Origin of the sequence: Streptacidiphilus alkalitolerans, from assembly GCF_042511045.1 — a bacterium.
Lineage (GTDB): Bacteria > Actinomycetota > Actinomycetes > Streptomycetales > Streptomycetaceae > Streptacidiphilus > Streptacidiphilus alkalitolerans.
Genome location: NZ_JBHEZX010000024.1, coordinates 52,533 through 67,770, shown reverse-complemented (window position 1 = coordinate 67,770; position 15,238 = coordinate 52,533). Strand labels below are relative to the sequence as shown.

General features: G+C 72.1%; 12 protein-coding genes. 7 read left to right on the top strand and 5 right to left on the bottom strand.

Annotated features, from left to right (window positions below; genetic code table 11):
• The first annotated feature begins 52 nt into the window (after positions 1–52).
• Complete coding sequence (locus tag ACEZDG_RS34840) at positions 53–541, top strand: GNAT family N-acetyltransferase (RefSeq protein ID WP_380518038.1); 489 nt, start codon at positions 53–55, stop codon at positions 539–541.
• Between the two features lie 21 nt (positions 542–562).
• Here ACEZDG_RS34840 and ACEZDG_RS34835 read toward each other — a convergent pair whose 3' ends face one another.
• From ACEZDG_RS34835 to ACEZDG_RS34815, 5 genes are all read right to left on the bottom strand, one after another.
• Positions 563–1,729: an XdhC family protein gene (locus ACEZDG_RS34835; protein ID WP_380518036.1), complete on the bottom strand. Its 1,167-nt coding sequence runs from the start codon at positions 1,727–1,729 to the stop codon at positions 563–565.
• A 64-nt stretch (positions 1,730–1,793) separates the two neighbouring features.
• Positions 1,794–3,278, bottom strand: coding sequence for an NCS2 family permease (locus ACEZDG_RS34830; RefSeq protein ID WP_380518034.1), 1,485 nt, complete (start codon positions 3,276–3,278; stop codon positions 1,794–1,796).
• Positions 3,279–3,538: 260 nt separating this feature from the next.
• Positions 3,539–5,881: a xanthine dehydrogenase subunit D gene (gene pucD, locus ACEZDG_RS34825; RefSeq protein ID WP_380518179.1), complete on the bottom strand. Its 2,343-nt coding sequence runs from the start codon at positions 5,879–5,881 to the stop codon at positions 3,539–3,541.
• An 11-nt stretch (positions 5,882–5,892) separates the two neighbouring features.
• On the bottom strand, positions 5,893–6,381 hold the full coding sequence (locus tag ACEZDG_RS34820) for a (2Fe-2S)-binding protein (protein WP_380518033.1): 489 nt from the start codon (positions 6,379–6,381) through the stop codon (positions 5,893–5,895).
• Positions 6,378–7,283 carry an FAD binding domain-containing protein gene (locus ACEZDG_RS34815; RefSeq protein WP_380518030.1) on the bottom strand — a complete coding sequence of 302 codons (906 nt, stop codon included), beginning with the start codon at positions 7,281–7,283 and terminating at the stop codon, positions 6,378–6,380. The genes ACEZDG_RS34820 and ACEZDG_RS34815 overlap by 4 nt, the downstream gene beginning before the upstream one ends.
• 218 nt (positions 7,284–7,501) lie before the next feature.
• Between ACEZDG_RS34815 and ACEZDG_RS34810 the strand changes: the two genes are divergently transcribed.
• The 6 genes from ACEZDG_RS34810 to ACEZDG_RS34785 all read left to right on the top strand — a co-directional run bounded on the left by ACEZDG_RS34810 (position 7,502) and on the right by ACEZDG_RS34785 (position 15,236).
• Positions 7,502–9,526, top strand: coding sequence for a M3 family metallopeptidase (locus ACEZDG_RS34810; protein WP_380518027.1), 2,025 nt, complete (start codon positions 7,502–7,504; stop codon positions 9,524–9,526).
• A gap of 126 nt (positions 9,527–9,652) precedes the next feature.
• Positions 9,653–11,239 carry a PucR family transcriptional regulator gene (locus tag ACEZDG_RS34805; protein ID WP_380518026.1) on the top strand — a complete coding sequence of 529 codons (1,587 nt, stop codon included), beginning with the start codon at positions 9,653–9,655 and terminating at the stop codon, positions 11,237–11,239.
• A gap of 70 nt (positions 11,240–11,309) precedes the next feature.
• A complete protein-coding gene (locus tag ACEZDG_RS34800; RefSeq protein WP_380518024.1) occupies positions 11,310–12,317 on the top strand; it encodes a sugar ABC transporter substrate-binding protein in 1,008 nt (335 codons plus the stop codon).
• A 65-nt stretch (positions 12,318–12,382) separates the two neighbouring features.
• The gene (locus tag ACEZDG_RS34795) at positions 12,383–13,354 is read left to right on the top strand and encodes an ABC transporter permease (RefSeq protein ID WP_380518177.1); all 972 of its coding nucleotides are present in this window, start codon (positions 12,383–12,385) and stop codon (positions 13,352–13,354) included.
• A complete protein-coding gene (locus ACEZDG_RS34790) occupies positions 13,351–14,151 on the top strand; it encodes an ATP-binding cassette domain-containing protein (RefSeq protein WP_380518022.1) in 801 nt (266 codons plus the stop codon). The genes ACEZDG_RS34795 and ACEZDG_RS34790 overlap by 4 nt, the downstream gene beginning before the upstream one ends.
• Positions 14,148–15,236: an ROK family glucokinase gene (locus ACEZDG_RS34785; RefSeq protein ID WP_380518019.1), complete on the top strand. Its 1,089-nt coding sequence runs from the start codon at positions 14,148–14,150 to the stop codon at positions 15,234–15,236. The genes ACEZDG_RS34790 and ACEZDG_RS34785 overlap by 4 nt, the downstream gene beginning before the upstream one ends.
• The last annotated feature ends 2 nt before the right edge of the window (positions 15,237–15,238 follow it).

Below are 15,238 nucleotides of genomic sequence, written 5' to 3'. Positions count from 1 at the left end.
CGAGGCCGTTCCCAGGCCCCGCGGGCGGTGCCGGCATGGGCATAATCGTGCCATGGTTGATCAAGGAAGTACCGCGGAACGGATACGCCCGGCCGGCACCGGCTGGGCGCTGCGCACAGTGCAGCCGGCCGACGTCGAGCCGCTGGTGGAGCTGCGTGCGACAGTGATGCGCGCGGACCTGGTGCGGCTGGGACGCTTCGACGAGCACCGGGTCAGGCAGCGGCTGCGGGACTCGCTCTCGCCGGAGTACACCTCGGTGATCGAGGTCGACGGCGAACTGGCCGGCTGCGTCACGGTGCGGCCCGTTGGGGACGGCCTGTGGCTGGAGCACTTCTATCTCGCGCCGCGGCACCAGGGCCGGGGCCTGGGCGCGGCCGTGCTGCGCGCCCTGCTCGCCGAGGCCGATGCCGAGGATCTGAACGTGCGCCTGGACGTGGTGCAGGGCAGTGCCGCCCGCCGCCTCTACGAGCGCCACGGCTTCACGGTGGAGGGCGAGGACCCGATCGACGTCCGCATGGTGCGCCTGCCGGGAGCCTGCTGAGCCACCCGGTGCACCCGCCGGTCAGGCTATCCGGCGCGGGAGGTCCTCGGCGCGGATCGGGTGGTCGTGGTGGATCGGGCCGCCGTGGGCGCTCAGCGGGAGGCAGGTGCCGCCGCGGCGGTGGGCGGTGATCTCGGCGGCGACGGCGACGGCGGTCTCCTCCGGGGTGCGGGCGCCGAGGTCCAGGCCGATCGGGGAGCGCAGTCGGGCCAGCTCCACCTCGGTCAGGCCGGCCTCGCGCAGCCGGTCCAGGCGTTCCTGGTGGGTGCGGCGGGAGCCCATGGCGCCGACGAAGCCGAGCGGCATCCGCAGGGCGCGTTCCAGCAGCGGGAGGTCGAACTTGGCGTCGTGGGTCAGTACGCACAGCGCGGTGCGGCCGTCGATGCGTCCGGCGGCGGTCTCCGCGTCCAGGTAGCGGTGCGGCCAGTCCACCACGACCTGGTCGGCGGTGGGGAAGCGGCGCTGGGTGGCGAAGACCGGGCGGGCGTCGCAGACGGTGACGTGGTAGCCGAGGAAGCCGCCGATCCGGGCCACCGCGGCGGCGAAGTCGATCGCCCCGAACACGATCATGCGCGGGGCCGGGACATGCGACTCGACGAAGAAGGCGACCAGGTCGGTGCCGGTGGACGGGTCGCAGGGGCGGCCGTCCTGGGTGAGCGTGAACTGCCCGGTCCGGCCGCTGTCGAGCATCGCCCTGGCCTGCAGCACGGCGGCCTGCTCCAGCGCCGGACGGCCCAGCGTCCCGTGGTGGGTGTCGCCGGTGACGGCCAGGGACGCGCCGAGCAGCGGCTCAGGTCCTGAGACGGCGCGGAGCAGGGCGACTGGCTGGCCCGAGCGGATGAACGCCAGCGCGGCGTCCAGCCCGTCCGAGGCGCCGGGGACGACCCGCTGGACGAAGACGTCGATGATGCCGCCGCAGGTCAGGCCGACCGCGAAGGCGTCCTCGTCGGAGAAGCCGAACCGGTGCAGCACCGGCTCGCCCGAGGCCAGCACCTCCTGGCACAGCTCGTACACCGCCCCCTCCACGCAGCCTCCGGAGACGCTGCCGACGGCCTCGCCCTCGGTGTCCACGGCCAGGGCCGCCCCCGGGTCGCGCGGGGCGCTCCCGGAGACGGACACCACGCTGGCCACGGCGAAGGAGCGTCCAGCAGCGTGCCAGGCGTTGAGCTGCTCGGCGATGTCCTGCATGGTGCTGCTCCTTCGGTGCGGTTGTTGCGGTCGTAGGGGTGGAGGGGGCGGTGCGGGGGCCGGGCTAGTGGATGCCGAGCCAGTCCTTGAGCGGGTGCAGGGCGAAGAAGACCACGAACACCACACTGAGCACCCACATCAGGATGCCCGGTTCGCGCCATTTGCCCGCGCCGGCCTTGATGACCACGTAGGAGATGACGCCCGCTCCGACACCCGCGGTGATGGAGTAGGTGAACGGCATCAGCGCGATGGTGAGGAAGGCCGGGATGGCAACCTCGCGGTCGGCCCAGTCGATGTGGCGGGCCTGCGAGAGCATCATCGAGCCGATGACGACCAGGGCGGCGGCGGCCACCTGGCCGGGCACCATGCCGGCCAGCGGGGTGAAGAACAGCATCAGCGCGAACACGCCGCCGGTGACCACGCTGGAGAAGCCGGTGCGCGCACCGTCGCCCACGCCGGTCGCCGACTCGATGAACACGGTCTGGCCCGAGGCGCCGGCCAGGCCGCCGATCGCGCCGCCCGCACCGTCGATGAACAGGGCCTTGGACAGGCCGGGCATCCGGCCCTGCTTGTCGGCCAGCCCGGCCTCGGTGCCGATGCCGATGATGGTGGCCATGGCGTCGAAGAACCCGGCCAGGACCAGGGTGAAGACCGCGAAGCCGGCGCTCAGCGCGCCCATGCCGTTGTTGCCGAACGCGCCGAACAGGTCGACATGGCCGAAGAGCCCGAAGTTCGGGGCCGCGACCGGGTTGCCGGGCCACTTGGGCACGGACAGGCCCCAGGTGGAGGCGGGCAGGTTCAGCGCGGCCTGGACGATCAGCGACAGCGCGGTGCCGATGCCGATGCCGATCAGGATCGCGCCGCGGACCTTGCGGACCTGCAGCACGAAGATCGACAGCAGGGTGATGCTGAAGATCAGCACCGGCCAGCCGGCCAGGTTGCCGATGCTGCCCAGCTGGACCGGGGTGTCCGAGTGGTTGGCGTCCGGGACCCGGGTCACGAAGCCGGCGTTCACCAGGCCGATCAGCGCGATGAACAGGCCGATGCCGATGGTGATGGCGTGCTTCAGGGCCAGCGGTATCCCGTTCATGATCATCTCGCGGAGTCCGCTGACGACCATGATGACGATCAGAAGTCCGTAGATGACGCAGAGGCCCATCGCCTGCGGCCAGGTGACATGTGGCGCCATCACCGCGGCCAGCGTGTTGGACACGCTCAGCCCGGCCGCCGCGGCGAGCGGCGCGTTGCCGACCACGCCGAGCAGGATGGTGGTCACCGCGGCGGCGAGTGCCGTCGCCGTGGTGATCTGGCCCGCGTTCAGATGGTTCCCGTTGACGTCGCCGACCGAGAGGATGATCGGGTTCAGCAGCAGGATGTAGGCCATCGCCATGAAGGTGGTGAGGCCGCCTCGGATCTCATTGCCGATGGACGAGCCACGGGCGCTGATCCGGAAGTACGCGTCCATCGCGTTCTTCGGTGCGGGGGTCGCTTCGGTCGAGTAGGACTCGTCGTCGGCGGTAACTCTGGATTCCGTGGGGATCTGGGTCACGGGTTCCACTCCCAAGGTTCAAAGGGGGTTGGGGTGGGGCTCGCGGCCGTCCTGGGGCCCGTCAGGTAGGGAGTGCAGGGGACGGTTCGGCTCGCTGACTTGCTGGTCGGTCGGTACGGCCCCGGCGAGGGCGGTGCACCGGCCGTGGTGCGGATCCGGTCGTGCGTGGTGCTGCGGTGGGTATCTCTTTGGTGCTCCCCGGGGCAGCCTTGAAGCGGGAAGACTGGACAGCTGCCCCGGGGAAGTCTCATGACGGTCTCTCAGGTCCCGGTGATGTGCTCGGGCCGGACCGGCACCCGCATCAGGGCGAGCCCGGTCGCGGCGCGGATCGCCGAGACGATGGCCGGGGTGGAGGACAGGGTCGGCGCCTCGCCGACACCGCGCAGCCCGTACGGGGCGTTGGGGTCGGCCAGTTCGAGGATCTCCACCGGCTGCGGCGGGGTGTCCAGGATGGTGGGGATCAGGTAGTCCGTGAAGGAGGGGTTCCTGACCTTGCCGTCCCTGGTGATGATCTCCTCCATCACCGCGAGGCCGAGGCCCTGGGTGGATCCGCCCTGGATCTGGCCGATCACCGACAGCGGGTTCAGCGCCTTGCCGACGTCCTGGCAGGCGGCCAGCTCGACCACCTTGACCAGGCCCAGCTCCACGTCCACGTCCACCACCGCGCGGTGCGCGCAGAAGGTGTACTGGACGTGGCCGAAGCCCTGCCCGGTCTCCTTGTCGAAGGGGACGGTCGGCCGGTGGTGGTGCTCGCGGGTCAGGTCGATGGCGTTGTCGCCGAGCAGGTCGACCATGGAGATCAGTACGCCGGCCGAGGCCGAGACGACCTTGCCGCCGACCAGCGAGAGGTCGTTGTAGCTCCAGCCGTAGCGCGAACGCCCCAGCGCGAACAGCTCGTTGCGGACCGCCTCGGCGGCCAGCTTCACCGCGCCGCCGGTCATGTAGGTCTGCCGCGAGGCGGAGGTGGAGCCGGCCGAGCCGACCTCGGTGTTCGCCGGGTGGATGGTGACCCGCTCGACGCCCAGCTCGGTCCTGGCGATCTGCCCGTGCACGGTGACGCCGCCCTGGCCGACCTCGGCCATCGCGGTGTGCACCATGGCCACCGGCTCGCCGCCGATGACCTCGAGCCGGACCCGGGCGGTGGAGTAGTCGTCGAAGCCCTCGGAGAAGCCCACGTTCTTCAGGCCCACCGCGTAGCCGACACCGCGGACGATGCCCTCGCCGTGCGAGGTGTTGGACAGCGCGCCGGGCAGCTCGCGGATGTCCAGGTGGGTCGTGTCGAGGGCCGGCGGCAGCGGGAGGTCCTTGACCTTCTGCAGCAGCTCGGCCACCGGGGCCGGGGCGTCGATCATCTGACCGGTCGGCAGGAACGAGCCCTGCGAGACCGCGTTCAGCTGCCGCAGCTCCACCGGGTCCATACCGAGCTCCGTGGCCAGCTTGTCGAGCTGCGACTCGTAGGCGAAGCAGGCCTGCACCGCGCCGAAGCCGCGCATCGCGCCGCAGGACGGGTTGTTGCTGTAGAGCGCGACGGCGAGCACATTGACGTTGGGGATCTCGTACGGGCCGACGCTCAGCGAGGAGGCGTTGCCGACCACGGCGGGGGAGGCCGAGGCGTAGGCGCCGCCGTCCAGGACGATCCGGGCGTCCATGTAGACGAGCTTGCCGTCGCGGGTGGCGCCGTGCTCGTAGCGCATCTTCGCCGGGTGGCGGTGCACGTGCCCGAAGAAGGACTCCTCGCGGGAGTACACGATCTTGACGGGCTTTCCGGTGCGCTGCGCCAGCAGGCAGGCGTGGATCTGCATCGACAGGTCCTCGCGACCGCCGAAGGCGCCGCCGACGCCGGCCAGGGTGAGCCGCAGCTTGTTCTCGGGGAGCCCGAGCACCGGGGCGACCTGCTGCCGGTCCACGTGCAGCCACTGGGTGGCGATGTAGAGGTCGATGCCGCCGTCCTCGGCGGGCACCGCCAGGCCGGACTCCGGGCCGAGGAAGGCCTGGTCCTGCATGCCGACCTCGTACTCGCCGACCACGACCACATCGGCCAGGGCCCGCACGTCCTCGTTCACGCCGAGGCCGGAGACGACCTTCTGCTGGTGCACGATGTTGCCGGAGGCGTGGCCCTTGTACTCCTCGGGGGAGTGGACGTAGCCGTGCGTCTCCGGGTCGAGGCACTGCTCCTCGGTGGTGATCGGCGGGAGCACCTCGTACTCGACCTTGATCTTGGCCAGGGCGCGGCGGGCGGTCTCCGGGTGGTCCGCGGCGACGATGGCGATCGCCTCGCCGTGGTAGCGCACCTTGTCGATGGCCAGGGCCGGCTGGTCCTGGATCTCCAGGCCGTAGTACTTGCTGCCGGGGATGTCCTTGTGGGTGAGCACGGCGTAGACGCCGGGCTGGGTGAGCGCCTCGGAGATGTCGACCGAGAGGATCCGGGCGTGGGCGTGCGGCGAGCGCAGCGCCATGCCCCACAGCATGTCCTCGTGCCAGAGGTCGGAGGAGTAGGCGAACTCGCCCCTGACCTTCAGCGTGCCGTCCGGGCGCAGCGGAGAGCCGCCGATGCCGTCCGGGTGGGCGGTGGTGATGTCCTGGAGGTTCTTCTCGCCGCGAATGGTTCTGGTGGTCACTGGGACACCTCCGTGGCGTGGCACTTGCGGGCGGAGGCGAGACGCACGGCGTCCATGATCTTCTCGTAGCCGGTGCAGCGGCAGAGGTTGCCGGACAGGGCCTCGCGGATGTCGTTGTCGCTGGGCTGCGGCTCGCGCTCCAGCAGGTCGTGGGTCTGCACCAGCAGCCCCGGGGTGCAGAAGCCGCACTGGACGGCCCCGGCGTCGATGAACGCCTGCTGCACCGGGTCGAGCCCGGTCTCCTCGTCGGCCAGGCCCTCGACCGTGCGGACCTCGCGGTCCTGCACCTGTCCCGCCGCGACCAGGCAGCTGCACACCGGCGCGCCGTCCAGATAGACCGTACAGGAGCCGCATTCGCCCTGTTCACAGGCGTTTTTGGAGCCGGGGAGGCCGAGCCGCTCGCGCAGCATGTAGAGCAGGCTCTCGCCCTCCCAGACGTCGTCGGCCTCGACCTGGCGGCCGTTGGCGTTGAAGGTCACCCTCATGCTGCGCTCCTCAGGGACTGCGTGTACTCGTTCCAGGTCCAGGTCAGGGTGCGGCGGGCCATCACCGCGAGCGCGTGCCGGCGGTACGAGGCGCTGCCGCGGACGTCGTCGATCGGGGACGAGGCGGCGGCGACCAGCTCGCCGAAGCGCTGGGTGGCGGCGGGGCCGATCAGGCCGCCGCTCTGCCACAGGCCGCGGTCGGCCAGCTCGTCCGCGAGGAACTGCTCGGCCTCGGCGGCCCGGCGCGGGGTGGGGGCCGCGGAGCCGATGCCGGTGCCGACCGTGCCGTTCTTCGGGTGCAGCGCGAAGCCGAAGGCACAGACCGCGATGACCATCGCGTTGCGGGTGCCGATCTTCGAGAACTGCTGCGGTCCTGACGCGACCGGGATGCGGACGGCGCGGATCAGCTCGTCCGGCTCCAGACTGTTGCGCTTGACGCCGACGTAGAAGTCGTCGATGGCGATCAGCCGGGTGCCGCGCACCGAGGCGGCCTCGACGAACACGTCCTTGCCCGCCGCCAGCAGCGCCGGGTGGGCGTCACCGGCGGGGGAGGCCCCGCCGAGGTTGCCGGCCACCGTGCCGCGGTTGCGGATCTGCGGCGAGCCGACGGTGTTGCCCGCGATGGACAGGCCCTGCAGCGGCCCCGCGAGCTCCGAGGTGATCCTGGCGTACGGGACGGCGGCGCCGAGGCGGATGACCTCGCCCTGCTGGCCCTCGTAGCTGCCGGACTCCCAGGTGGTCAGCTCGGTGATGCGGTTCAGGTCGAGCAGCGCGGAGGGGCGGTGGCGGTCGAAGTTGAGCTCGACCATCACGTCGGTGCCGCCGGAGATCGGCAGTGCGGACGGGTTCTCGGCCTTCGCCGCGAGTGCCTCGTCCCAAGTGGCGGGCCGCAGGAACTCCATGCGGTGACTCCTTTGTCAGTCGTGCGGGGTTGTGAGCAGTACACAATCGGCCGGGGGTGTGTCGGCAGTCACTGATGGCATGAGCCCCTGGTACGGAGCGACCGCGAGCGCTGTAGTTTTCTCCAAGTAGAGGCTGCGCGTTCACCGGAGCGTCATCCGGCAGACCCGCCGGGAAATTCGCGCGATGCGGTGACACCACCGGGCGTAGTGTCTGGCGGATGACAACCGAGAACCCCTTCTTCAGCGCCAGCACCCTCCCCTATGAACTGCCGCCCTTCGCGGACCTGCGCGAGGAGCACTACCTCCCGGCCTTCGAGGCCGGAATGGCGCAGCAGCTGGCCGAAGTCGCGGCCATCGCCGCCGATCCCGAGCCGCCCACCTTCGAAAACACCATCGAGGCACTGGAACGCTCGGGCGCGGTGCTGGCGCGGGTGTCGCTGGTCTTCTTCAACCAGTCCGCTTCCGACACCACCCCCGGCGTGCAGCAGATCGAGGCCGGGATCAGCCCCAGGCTGGCCGCCCACCGCGACGCCATCCACCTGGACCCCGCCCTGTTCGCCCGGGTGGACGCGCTGTACGCGCAGCGCGAGGAACTGCGGCTGGACGCCGAGTCGGACTACCTGCTGGCCCGCTACCACGCCCGCTTCGTCCGGGCCGGGGCCCGGCTCGGCGAGGCCGAGCAGGCCCGGATGCGGGAGCTGAACGGCGAGCTGGCGACCCTGGAGACCCAGTTCGAGCAGAACGTCTTCGCCGACACCAGGGCGGCGGCGCTGATCCTGGACAGCGCCGACGAGCTGGCCGGGCTCTCCGCGGACGCGATCGCCGCCGCCGAGGAGAACGGCCGGGCGCTGGGCCACGACGGAAAATTCGTGATCAGCCTGAAGAACTTCTCCAACCAGACCGAGCTGGCCGGCTTGGACGATCCCACCGTCCGGCGGCGGCTGCTGACCGCCTCGCTCGGACGCGGCACCGAGTCCAACGGCGGGCTCGCCGTCCGGATGGCCACCCTGCGCGCCGAGCGCGCCGCGCTGCTCGGCTTCGCCAGCCACGCCGCCTACGAGGTGGCCGACCAGACCGCGGGCACCACCGCCGCCGTGGACGAGATGCTGGGCCGCCTGGTCGGCCCGGCCGTCGCCAACGCCCGCCGGGAGGCGGCGGCGCTGGCCGCCGAGGCCGGGGTGGACGCGATCGAGGCCGCCGACTGGCAGTACTGGTCGGAGAAGGTCCGCAAGGCCCGCTTCGACTTCGACGGCTCGGTGATGCGCCCCTACCTGGAGCTGGAGGCGGTGCTGCGGGACGGTGCCTTCTTCGCCGCGGGACAGGTCTACGGGATCGGCTTCACCGAGCGCCCCGACCTGGTCGCCTACCACCCGGACGCCCGGGTGTTCGAGGTCAGCGACGCCGACGGCACCCCGATCGGCCTGTTCATCGGCGACTTCCACGCCCGCGAGTCCAAGCGCGGCGGCGCCTGGATGAACGAGCTGGTCAAGCAGTCGCACCTGCTCGGCCAGCTGCCGGTGGTGGTCAACAACCTCAACATCGCCAAGCCCCCGGCGGGCGACCCGGTCCTGCTGACCTGGGACGAGGTCACCACCCTGTTCCACGAGTTCGGCCACGCCCTGCACGGCCTGTTCTCCGACGTCCGCTACCCGCTGGTCTCCGGGCCCGAGGTACCGCGCGACTTCGTGGAGTACCCCTCGCAGGTGAACGAGATGTGGGCGGACTGGCCGCTGGTCCTCGGCAACTACGCCAAGCACCATGTCACCGGCGAGCCGATGCCGGCCGAGCTGGTGGCCCGGATGAAGGAGGCCGCCAACTTCGGCGAGGGCTTCCGCACCGTCGAGTACCTGGCCGCGACCCTGCTCGACTGGGCCTGGCACACCCTTCCGGCCGGGACCGACCCGGGCGACGCCCAGGCGTTCGAGGCGGCGGCGCTGGAGCGCTACCAGGTGGCCATGGACGAGATCCCGCCGCGCTACCGCACCGGGTACTTCGGGCACATCTTCTCCGGCGGCTTCTACGCCGCCGGGTACTACGGCTACATCTGGTCCGAGGTGCTGGACGCGGACACCGTGGAGTGGTTCAAGGGCAACGGCAAGACCGTCCGCGAGAGCGGCGAGATCTTCCGCCGCGAGCTGCTCGCCAAGGGCGGCAGCACCGATGCGATGGCCGCGTTCGCCGCGTTCCGGGGGCGGGCCCCGGAGATCGCGCCGCTGCTGGTGCGGCGGGGACTGGTGGCCTGACGGCCGGTGCCGGAGCGCGCGTCCCTCCGCGGCCCCCGGGTCGCGGAGGGTTGCCGTGCTGAGGGATTCTTCGGGTAACGTGCGGCAACACCCCTGCCACACTTGGTCGTCCCGGAGGTACCGCACGTGCGGATCGGAGCACTGCTCGCCCCAGCCGCCCCCCGGCTGCGCCTGCTCGCGGGCCGGGAGGAGCTGGACCGCGTGGTCTCCGGGGTGGTGACCACCGACCTGCACGACCCGGGCCGCTACCTGCAGGGCGGCGAGCTGGTGCTCACCGGCATGCTGTGGCGCAGCGGCGCGGACGACTCCGAGCGCTTCGTCCGCGGCCTCGCCGCCGCCGGGGCGGTCGGCCTGGCGGCCGGCGAGGCCGAGGTCGGCCCGGTGCCCGAGGACCTGGTCGCCGCCTGCGAGCGGCACCGGATGCCGCTCTTCGCGGTGCCCGACGACGTGGCGTTCGCGCAGGTCACCGAGTACGTGGTGCGCCAGGTCTCGGCCGACCGGGCGGCCGACCTGTCCGCGCTGGTGGACCGGCACCGGGTGCTGGTCCAGGCCAGCGGAGGGGCCGGCCTCGACGCGGTGCTGGAACTGCTCGGCGGCGACCTGGACCTGGACTGCTGGGTGCTCACCCCCAGCGGCCGGGTGGTGGCCGGACCACCCGACCGGCTCAGTCCGGCCGAACGCGAGCAACTGGTCCGGGCCCACCTGGACGGCCAGCGCCGCCGCTCCGGTCCCTCGGTCCGGGCCCGGGTCGGCGCACGGCAATTCTCGGTGCTGCCGGTCGCCGGCGGCGGGACCGGCCTGCTGGCCCAGTGGCTGCTCGCGGTCGAGGGCGATGTCACCGAATGGACCCCCAAGCGGCAGCAGCTCGCCGAGAACCTGGCCCGGCTGGCCTCCGCCGAGCGCGAGCGCCGGGACGAGAGCCGCAGGCTGCGCAGTCGGCTCGCCGACGAGGTGATCGCCCTGCTGCAGCGGGACGCCCCGCCGGAGGAGCTGCGCCGGGCGCTGGAGGCCTCGATGGCGATGTCCCCCGCGGAGCCGGGCGCCGACTCCGACACCGGCAGCCCCGAGTCCTGGGTGGTGGTCTCCGCCGAGAGCGTCGGGCTGCCGGACGGAGCCGTCCGCGAGGCCCTGGTCGAGGCGCTGACCGGGGCGGACATCCGGGCCCTGATCGGCGGCGGCGGAGCCGGCGCGATCCTGCTGGTGCCCGAGGCCGTCGACGGCACCGCGATGGCCGACCGGCTGCGGGAGCTGCTCGGCCCGCTGGAGGCCGGCCTCGGCGCCGAGGGACGGCTGACGCTGGGCGCCAGCGCCCCCGCCGCCTCGGCCGGCGGGCTGCGCGGCGCCCTGGAGGAGGCCAGGCACGCCCGCCGCATCGCCGCCTCCCGGGTCGGCCGGATCTGCGTCAGCGGCCCGGAGGAGCTGGCCTCGCACGTGCTGCTGCTGGCCGCGGTGCCGGACGAGGTCCGGCGGGCGTTCCGCAGCCGGCTGCTGGACAAGGTGATCGGCTACGACCTGGAGCACCAGGCCGACCTGGTCCGCACGCTGGAGGCGTTCCTCCGCTACGACGGCTCCTGGACCCGGTGCGCGGCAGCGCTGCACGTCCACGTCAACACGCTGCGCTACCGGATCGGCCGGATCGAGGAACTGACCGGCCGTGACCTCTCCAAGCTGGAGGACCGGGTGGACTTCTACCTGGCCCTGGAGCTCTCCTGACGGAACGTCACGTCACCCGCCCGGGCCAACCCCGGCGGCGGGTGACCGTCCGTCACCGCAGACTCGGAGCATGCGCCGTCCCCTGCCCGTGTTCGTAGCCCTGGCCGCGGTCCTGCTCCTCGCCGGGTGCAGTGCCACCGGCGGGCTGCGGGCCGAGCAGGCGGCGCGGTCGGCGGCCTCCGGGGGCGGGGGCTCGGGGGTGGGCACCCCGCGCTGGACCTTCGCCATGGTCACCCATGCGGGCAGCGGCGACTCCTTCTGGGACACCGTGCGCAAGGGCGCCCAGCAGGCCGCCGCCAAGGACAACATCAACTTCGTCTACTCCAACGACGCCAACACCGCCAACCAGGTGCAGCTGGTCCAGGCGGCGATCGACCAGAAGGTGGACGGCCTGCTGGTCACCCTGGCCAAGGGCGACGCCATGAAGGCGGTGCTGGCCAAGGCCGAGGCGGCCGGGATCCCGGTGGTCAGCGTCAACTCCGGCGAGGAGTTCGCGGCGAGGTTCGGCGCGCTCACCCACGTCGGCCAGGACGAGTCCACGGCCGGCCGGGCCACCGGCGCCGAACTGAAGCAGCGCGGGCGCAAGAGCGTCCTGTGTGTGATCCACGAGCAGGGCAACGTCGGCCAGGAGCAGCGCTGCAACGGTGCCAAGGCCGCCTTCGGCGGCGCCTGGCAGGTGCTCTACGTGAACGGCACCGACCTGCCCGACGCCAAGGCGGCGATCTCCGCCAAGCTCCAGGCGGACCGCTCGATCGACACCGTGCTCACCCTCAGCGCCCCGCTGGCCGCCACCGCGCTGCAGGGCATCACCGAGGCGGGCCGGGCGGCCGGCAGCACCGAGGAGGACACCTTCGACCTCAGCACCCAGGTGGTCGGCGGGCTGAAGGCGGGGACCATCGGCTTCGCCGTCGACCAGCAGCCCTATCTGCAGGGCTACGAGGGCGTCGACCTGCTGTGGCTCTACCGCTACAACCTCAATGTGCTCGGCGGCGGCAGCCCGGTGGCGACCGGTCCGCAGATCCTGACCGGGAAGGACGCGCCGACGCTCGCCGCCTACGTCGCCCGGGGCACCCGTTGAGCGGGCCCGAGGTGCTGGCCGCCAACGACGAACGGCTGGCGCCGCGGTCCGCGCTGCGGCGGCTGATGGGTCGTCCGGAGCTGGGCGCGCTGGTCGGCGCGGTGGCGGTGTTCGCCTTCTTCAGCGTGGTCACCAGCACCTTCCTCACCCCGGGCGCGCTGGGCACGGTGCTCTACTCGGCGTCCACGATCGGGATCATGGCGGTGCCGGTGGCGCTGCTGATGATCGGCGGCGAGTTCGACCTGTCGGCCGGGGTGCTGGTCACCACGGCGGCGCTGACCTCCTCCATGGTGTCGTACCAGCTCACCGCGGTGACCTGGGTCGGGGTCGCGGTCTCGCTCGGTGTGGCGCTGGCCGTCGGCTTCTTCAACGGCTGGGTGCTGTCCAGGACCAGGCTGCCCAGCTTCATCGTCACCCTGGGCACCTTCCTGATGCTGACCGGCGCCAACCTCGGCGTCACCCAGCTGGTGGACGGGACGGTGGCCACCAAGTCCATCGCCGACATGCAGGGCTACCGCTCCTGCGCCTGGCTGTTCGCCGGGTCGTTCACGGTCGGCGGGATGAACGTCAAGGCCACGGTGTGGTGGTGGCTCGCACTGGTGCTGGTGGCCAGCTGGATCCTGCTGCGCACCCGCTTCGGCAACTGGATCTTCGCGGTCGGCGGCGACCCGGACGCGGCGCGGGCGGTGGGCGTCCCGGTCGGCCGGACGAAGATCGCGCTCTACCTGGGCGTGGCCTTCTGCGGCTGGGTGCTGGGCCAGCACCTGCTGTTCTCCTTCGACACCGTGCAGTCGGGCGAGGGGGTCGGCAATGAGCTGATCTACATCGTGGCGGCGGTGATCGGCGGCTGCCTGATCACCGGCGGCTACGGCTCCGCGGCCGGGTCGGCGCTGGGCGCGGCGATCTTCGGGATGACCAGCAAGGGCATCGTCTACGCGCAGTGGGACGCGGACTGGTTCAAGTTCTTCCTCGGCGCGATGCTGCTGCTGGCGACCCTGCTCAACGCCTGGGTGCGGCGAAGGGCGGAGCTCGGATGACCCCGCTGGTCGAACTCACCGGGGTGGGCAAGAGCTACGGCAACGTGCTCGCGCTGCGCGGGGTGTCGCTGCTGGTCGAGGCCGGTTCGATCAGCTGTGTGCTGGGTGACAACGGGGCGGGCAAGTCCACCCTGATCAAGATCGTCGCCGGGCTGCACCCGCATGACACCGGCAGCTACCGGATCGCCGGGGAGGAGGTCAGGCTCTCCTCGCCGCGCGAGGCCCTGGACCGCGGCATCGCCACCGTCTACCAGGACCTCGCCGTGGTCCCGCTGATGCCGGTCTGGCGCAACTTCTTCCTCGGCTCCGAGCTGGGCTCCCTCCGGATGGACACCGCCGCGATGCGGGCCACCACCCGGGACGCCCTGCTCCGGATGGGCATCGACCTGCGCGACGTGGACCAGCCGATCGGCACCCTCTCCGGCGGCGAGCGGCAGTGCGTGGCGATCGCCCGGGCGGTGCACTTCGGCGCGAAGGTGCTGGTCCTGGACGAGCCCACGGCCGCGCTCGGGGTCAAGCAGTCGGGCGTGGTGCTCAAGTACCTGGCCGCCGCCCGCGACTCCGGCCTCGGCGTGGTGCTGATCACCCACAACCCGCACCACGCCCATCTGGTGGGAGATCGCTTCCTACTGCTGAAACGAGGGAGGATGGCGGGCAGCCACACCAGGGCGGAGATCACCCTGGAGCAGCTGACGGCCGAGATGGCCGGCGGCTCCGAGCTCGCCGAGCTCAGCCATGAGCTGCGGCGCGCCGGGGTGGCCCCGAGCGAACCAGAGAGCGGAGCGGACGGAACGTGAGCGGCACGCCGTACACACGCAGCACCAGCAGGCGGACGCCGCGCACCTTCGCCCGGCGCGACGGCGCCCCGCGCCCGTCCCTGCTGCGGCTGCCGACCGTGGGCATCGACATCGGCGGTACGAAGATCGCCGCCGGGGTGGTGGACGGCGAGGGGCGGATCCTGGAGCAGCTGCGCACCGAGACCCCGCACCGCAGCAAGAGCCCCAAGGTGGTCGAGGACACCATCACCGAGCTGGTGCTCCAGCTGGCGGACCGTCATGACGTGCACGCGGTGGGCATCGGCGCGGCCGGCTTCGTCGACGCGGACCGCTCGCGGGTGCTCTTCGCCCCGCACCTGTCCTGGCGCAACGAGCCGCTGCGGGAGGCGCTGAGCTCCCGGCTGAAGCTCCCGGTGGTGGTCGAGAACGACGCCAACGCCGCCGCCTGGGCCGAGTGGCGCTTCGGCGCGGGCGCGGGGGAGGACCACCTGGTGATGGTGAACCTGGGCACCGGCATCGGCGGCGCGATCGTCCGCGACGGCTGGCTGGAACGCGGCCGGTACGGGATGGCGGGGGAGTTCGGCCATATGACGGTGGTGCCGGGCGGGCACCGCTGCCCCTGCGGCAACCGCGGCTGCTGGGAGCAGTACTCCTCGGGGAACGCTCTGGTCAGGGAGGCGCGGGAGTTGGCCGCCGCCGAGTCCCCGGTGGCCGCGCCGTTGCTGGAACGGGTCGGCGGCGACGTCATGGCGATCACCGGACCGCTGGTCACCGAGGCGGCCCAGCAGGGCGACGCGGTCGCGGTGGAACTGCTCCAGGAGATCGGCCACTGGCTCGGCCTCGGCATCGCCAACCTGGCGGCGGCGCTGGACCCGGGCCGCTTCGTCATCGGCGGCGGTGTCTCGGCGGCCGGCGAACTGCTGATCGGCCCGGCCCGGGAGGCCTACCGGCGCAACCTCACCGGCCGCGGCTTCCGCCCGGAGGCGGACATCGTGCTGGCCCGGCTCGGCAACGAGGCCGGGCTGGTCGGCGCGGCCGACCTGGCCCGGCAGGTGGCCCGGCGGTTCCGCACGGTGAAGCGCAGCCGGGTGGAGCGCCGGGCGTAACC

Excerpts from the sequence above, each read along its gene's own strand:
- ACEZDG_RS34840 (WP_380518038.1), top strand. The coding sequence starts at position 53 with ATGGTTGATCAAGGAAGTACCGCGGAACGGATACGCCCGGCCGGCACC.
- ACEZDG_RS34835 (WP_380518036.1), bottom strand. The coding sequence starts at position 1,729 with ATGCAGGACATCGCCGAGCAGCTCAACGCCTGGCACGCTGCTGGACGC.
- ACEZDG_RS34820 (WP_380518033.1), bottom strand. The coding sequence starts at position 6,381 with ATGAGGGTGACCTTCAACGCCAACGGCCGCCAGGTCGAGGCCGACGAC.
- ACEZDG_RS34815 (WP_380518030.1), bottom strand. The coding sequence starts at position 7,283 with ATGGAGTTCCTGCGGCCCGCCACTTGGGACGAGGCACTCGCGGCGAAG.
- ACEZDG_RS34810 (WP_380518027.1), top strand. The coding sequence starts at position 7,502 with ATGACAACCGAGAACCCCTTCTTCAGCGCCAGCACCCTCCCCTATGAA.
- ACEZDG_RS34800 (WP_380518024.1), top strand. The coding sequence starts at position 11,310 with ATGCGCCGTCCCCTGCCCGTGTTCGTAGCCCTGGCCGCGGTCCTGCTC.
- ACEZDG_RS34795 (WP_380518177.1), top strand. The coding sequence starts at position 12,383 with ATGGGTCGTCCGGAGCTGGGCGCGCTGGTCGGCGCGGTGGCGGTGTTC.
- ACEZDG_RS34790 (WP_380518022.1), top strand. The coding sequence starts at position 13,351 with ATGACCCCGCTGGTCGAACTCACCGGGGTGGGCAAGAGCTACGGCAAC.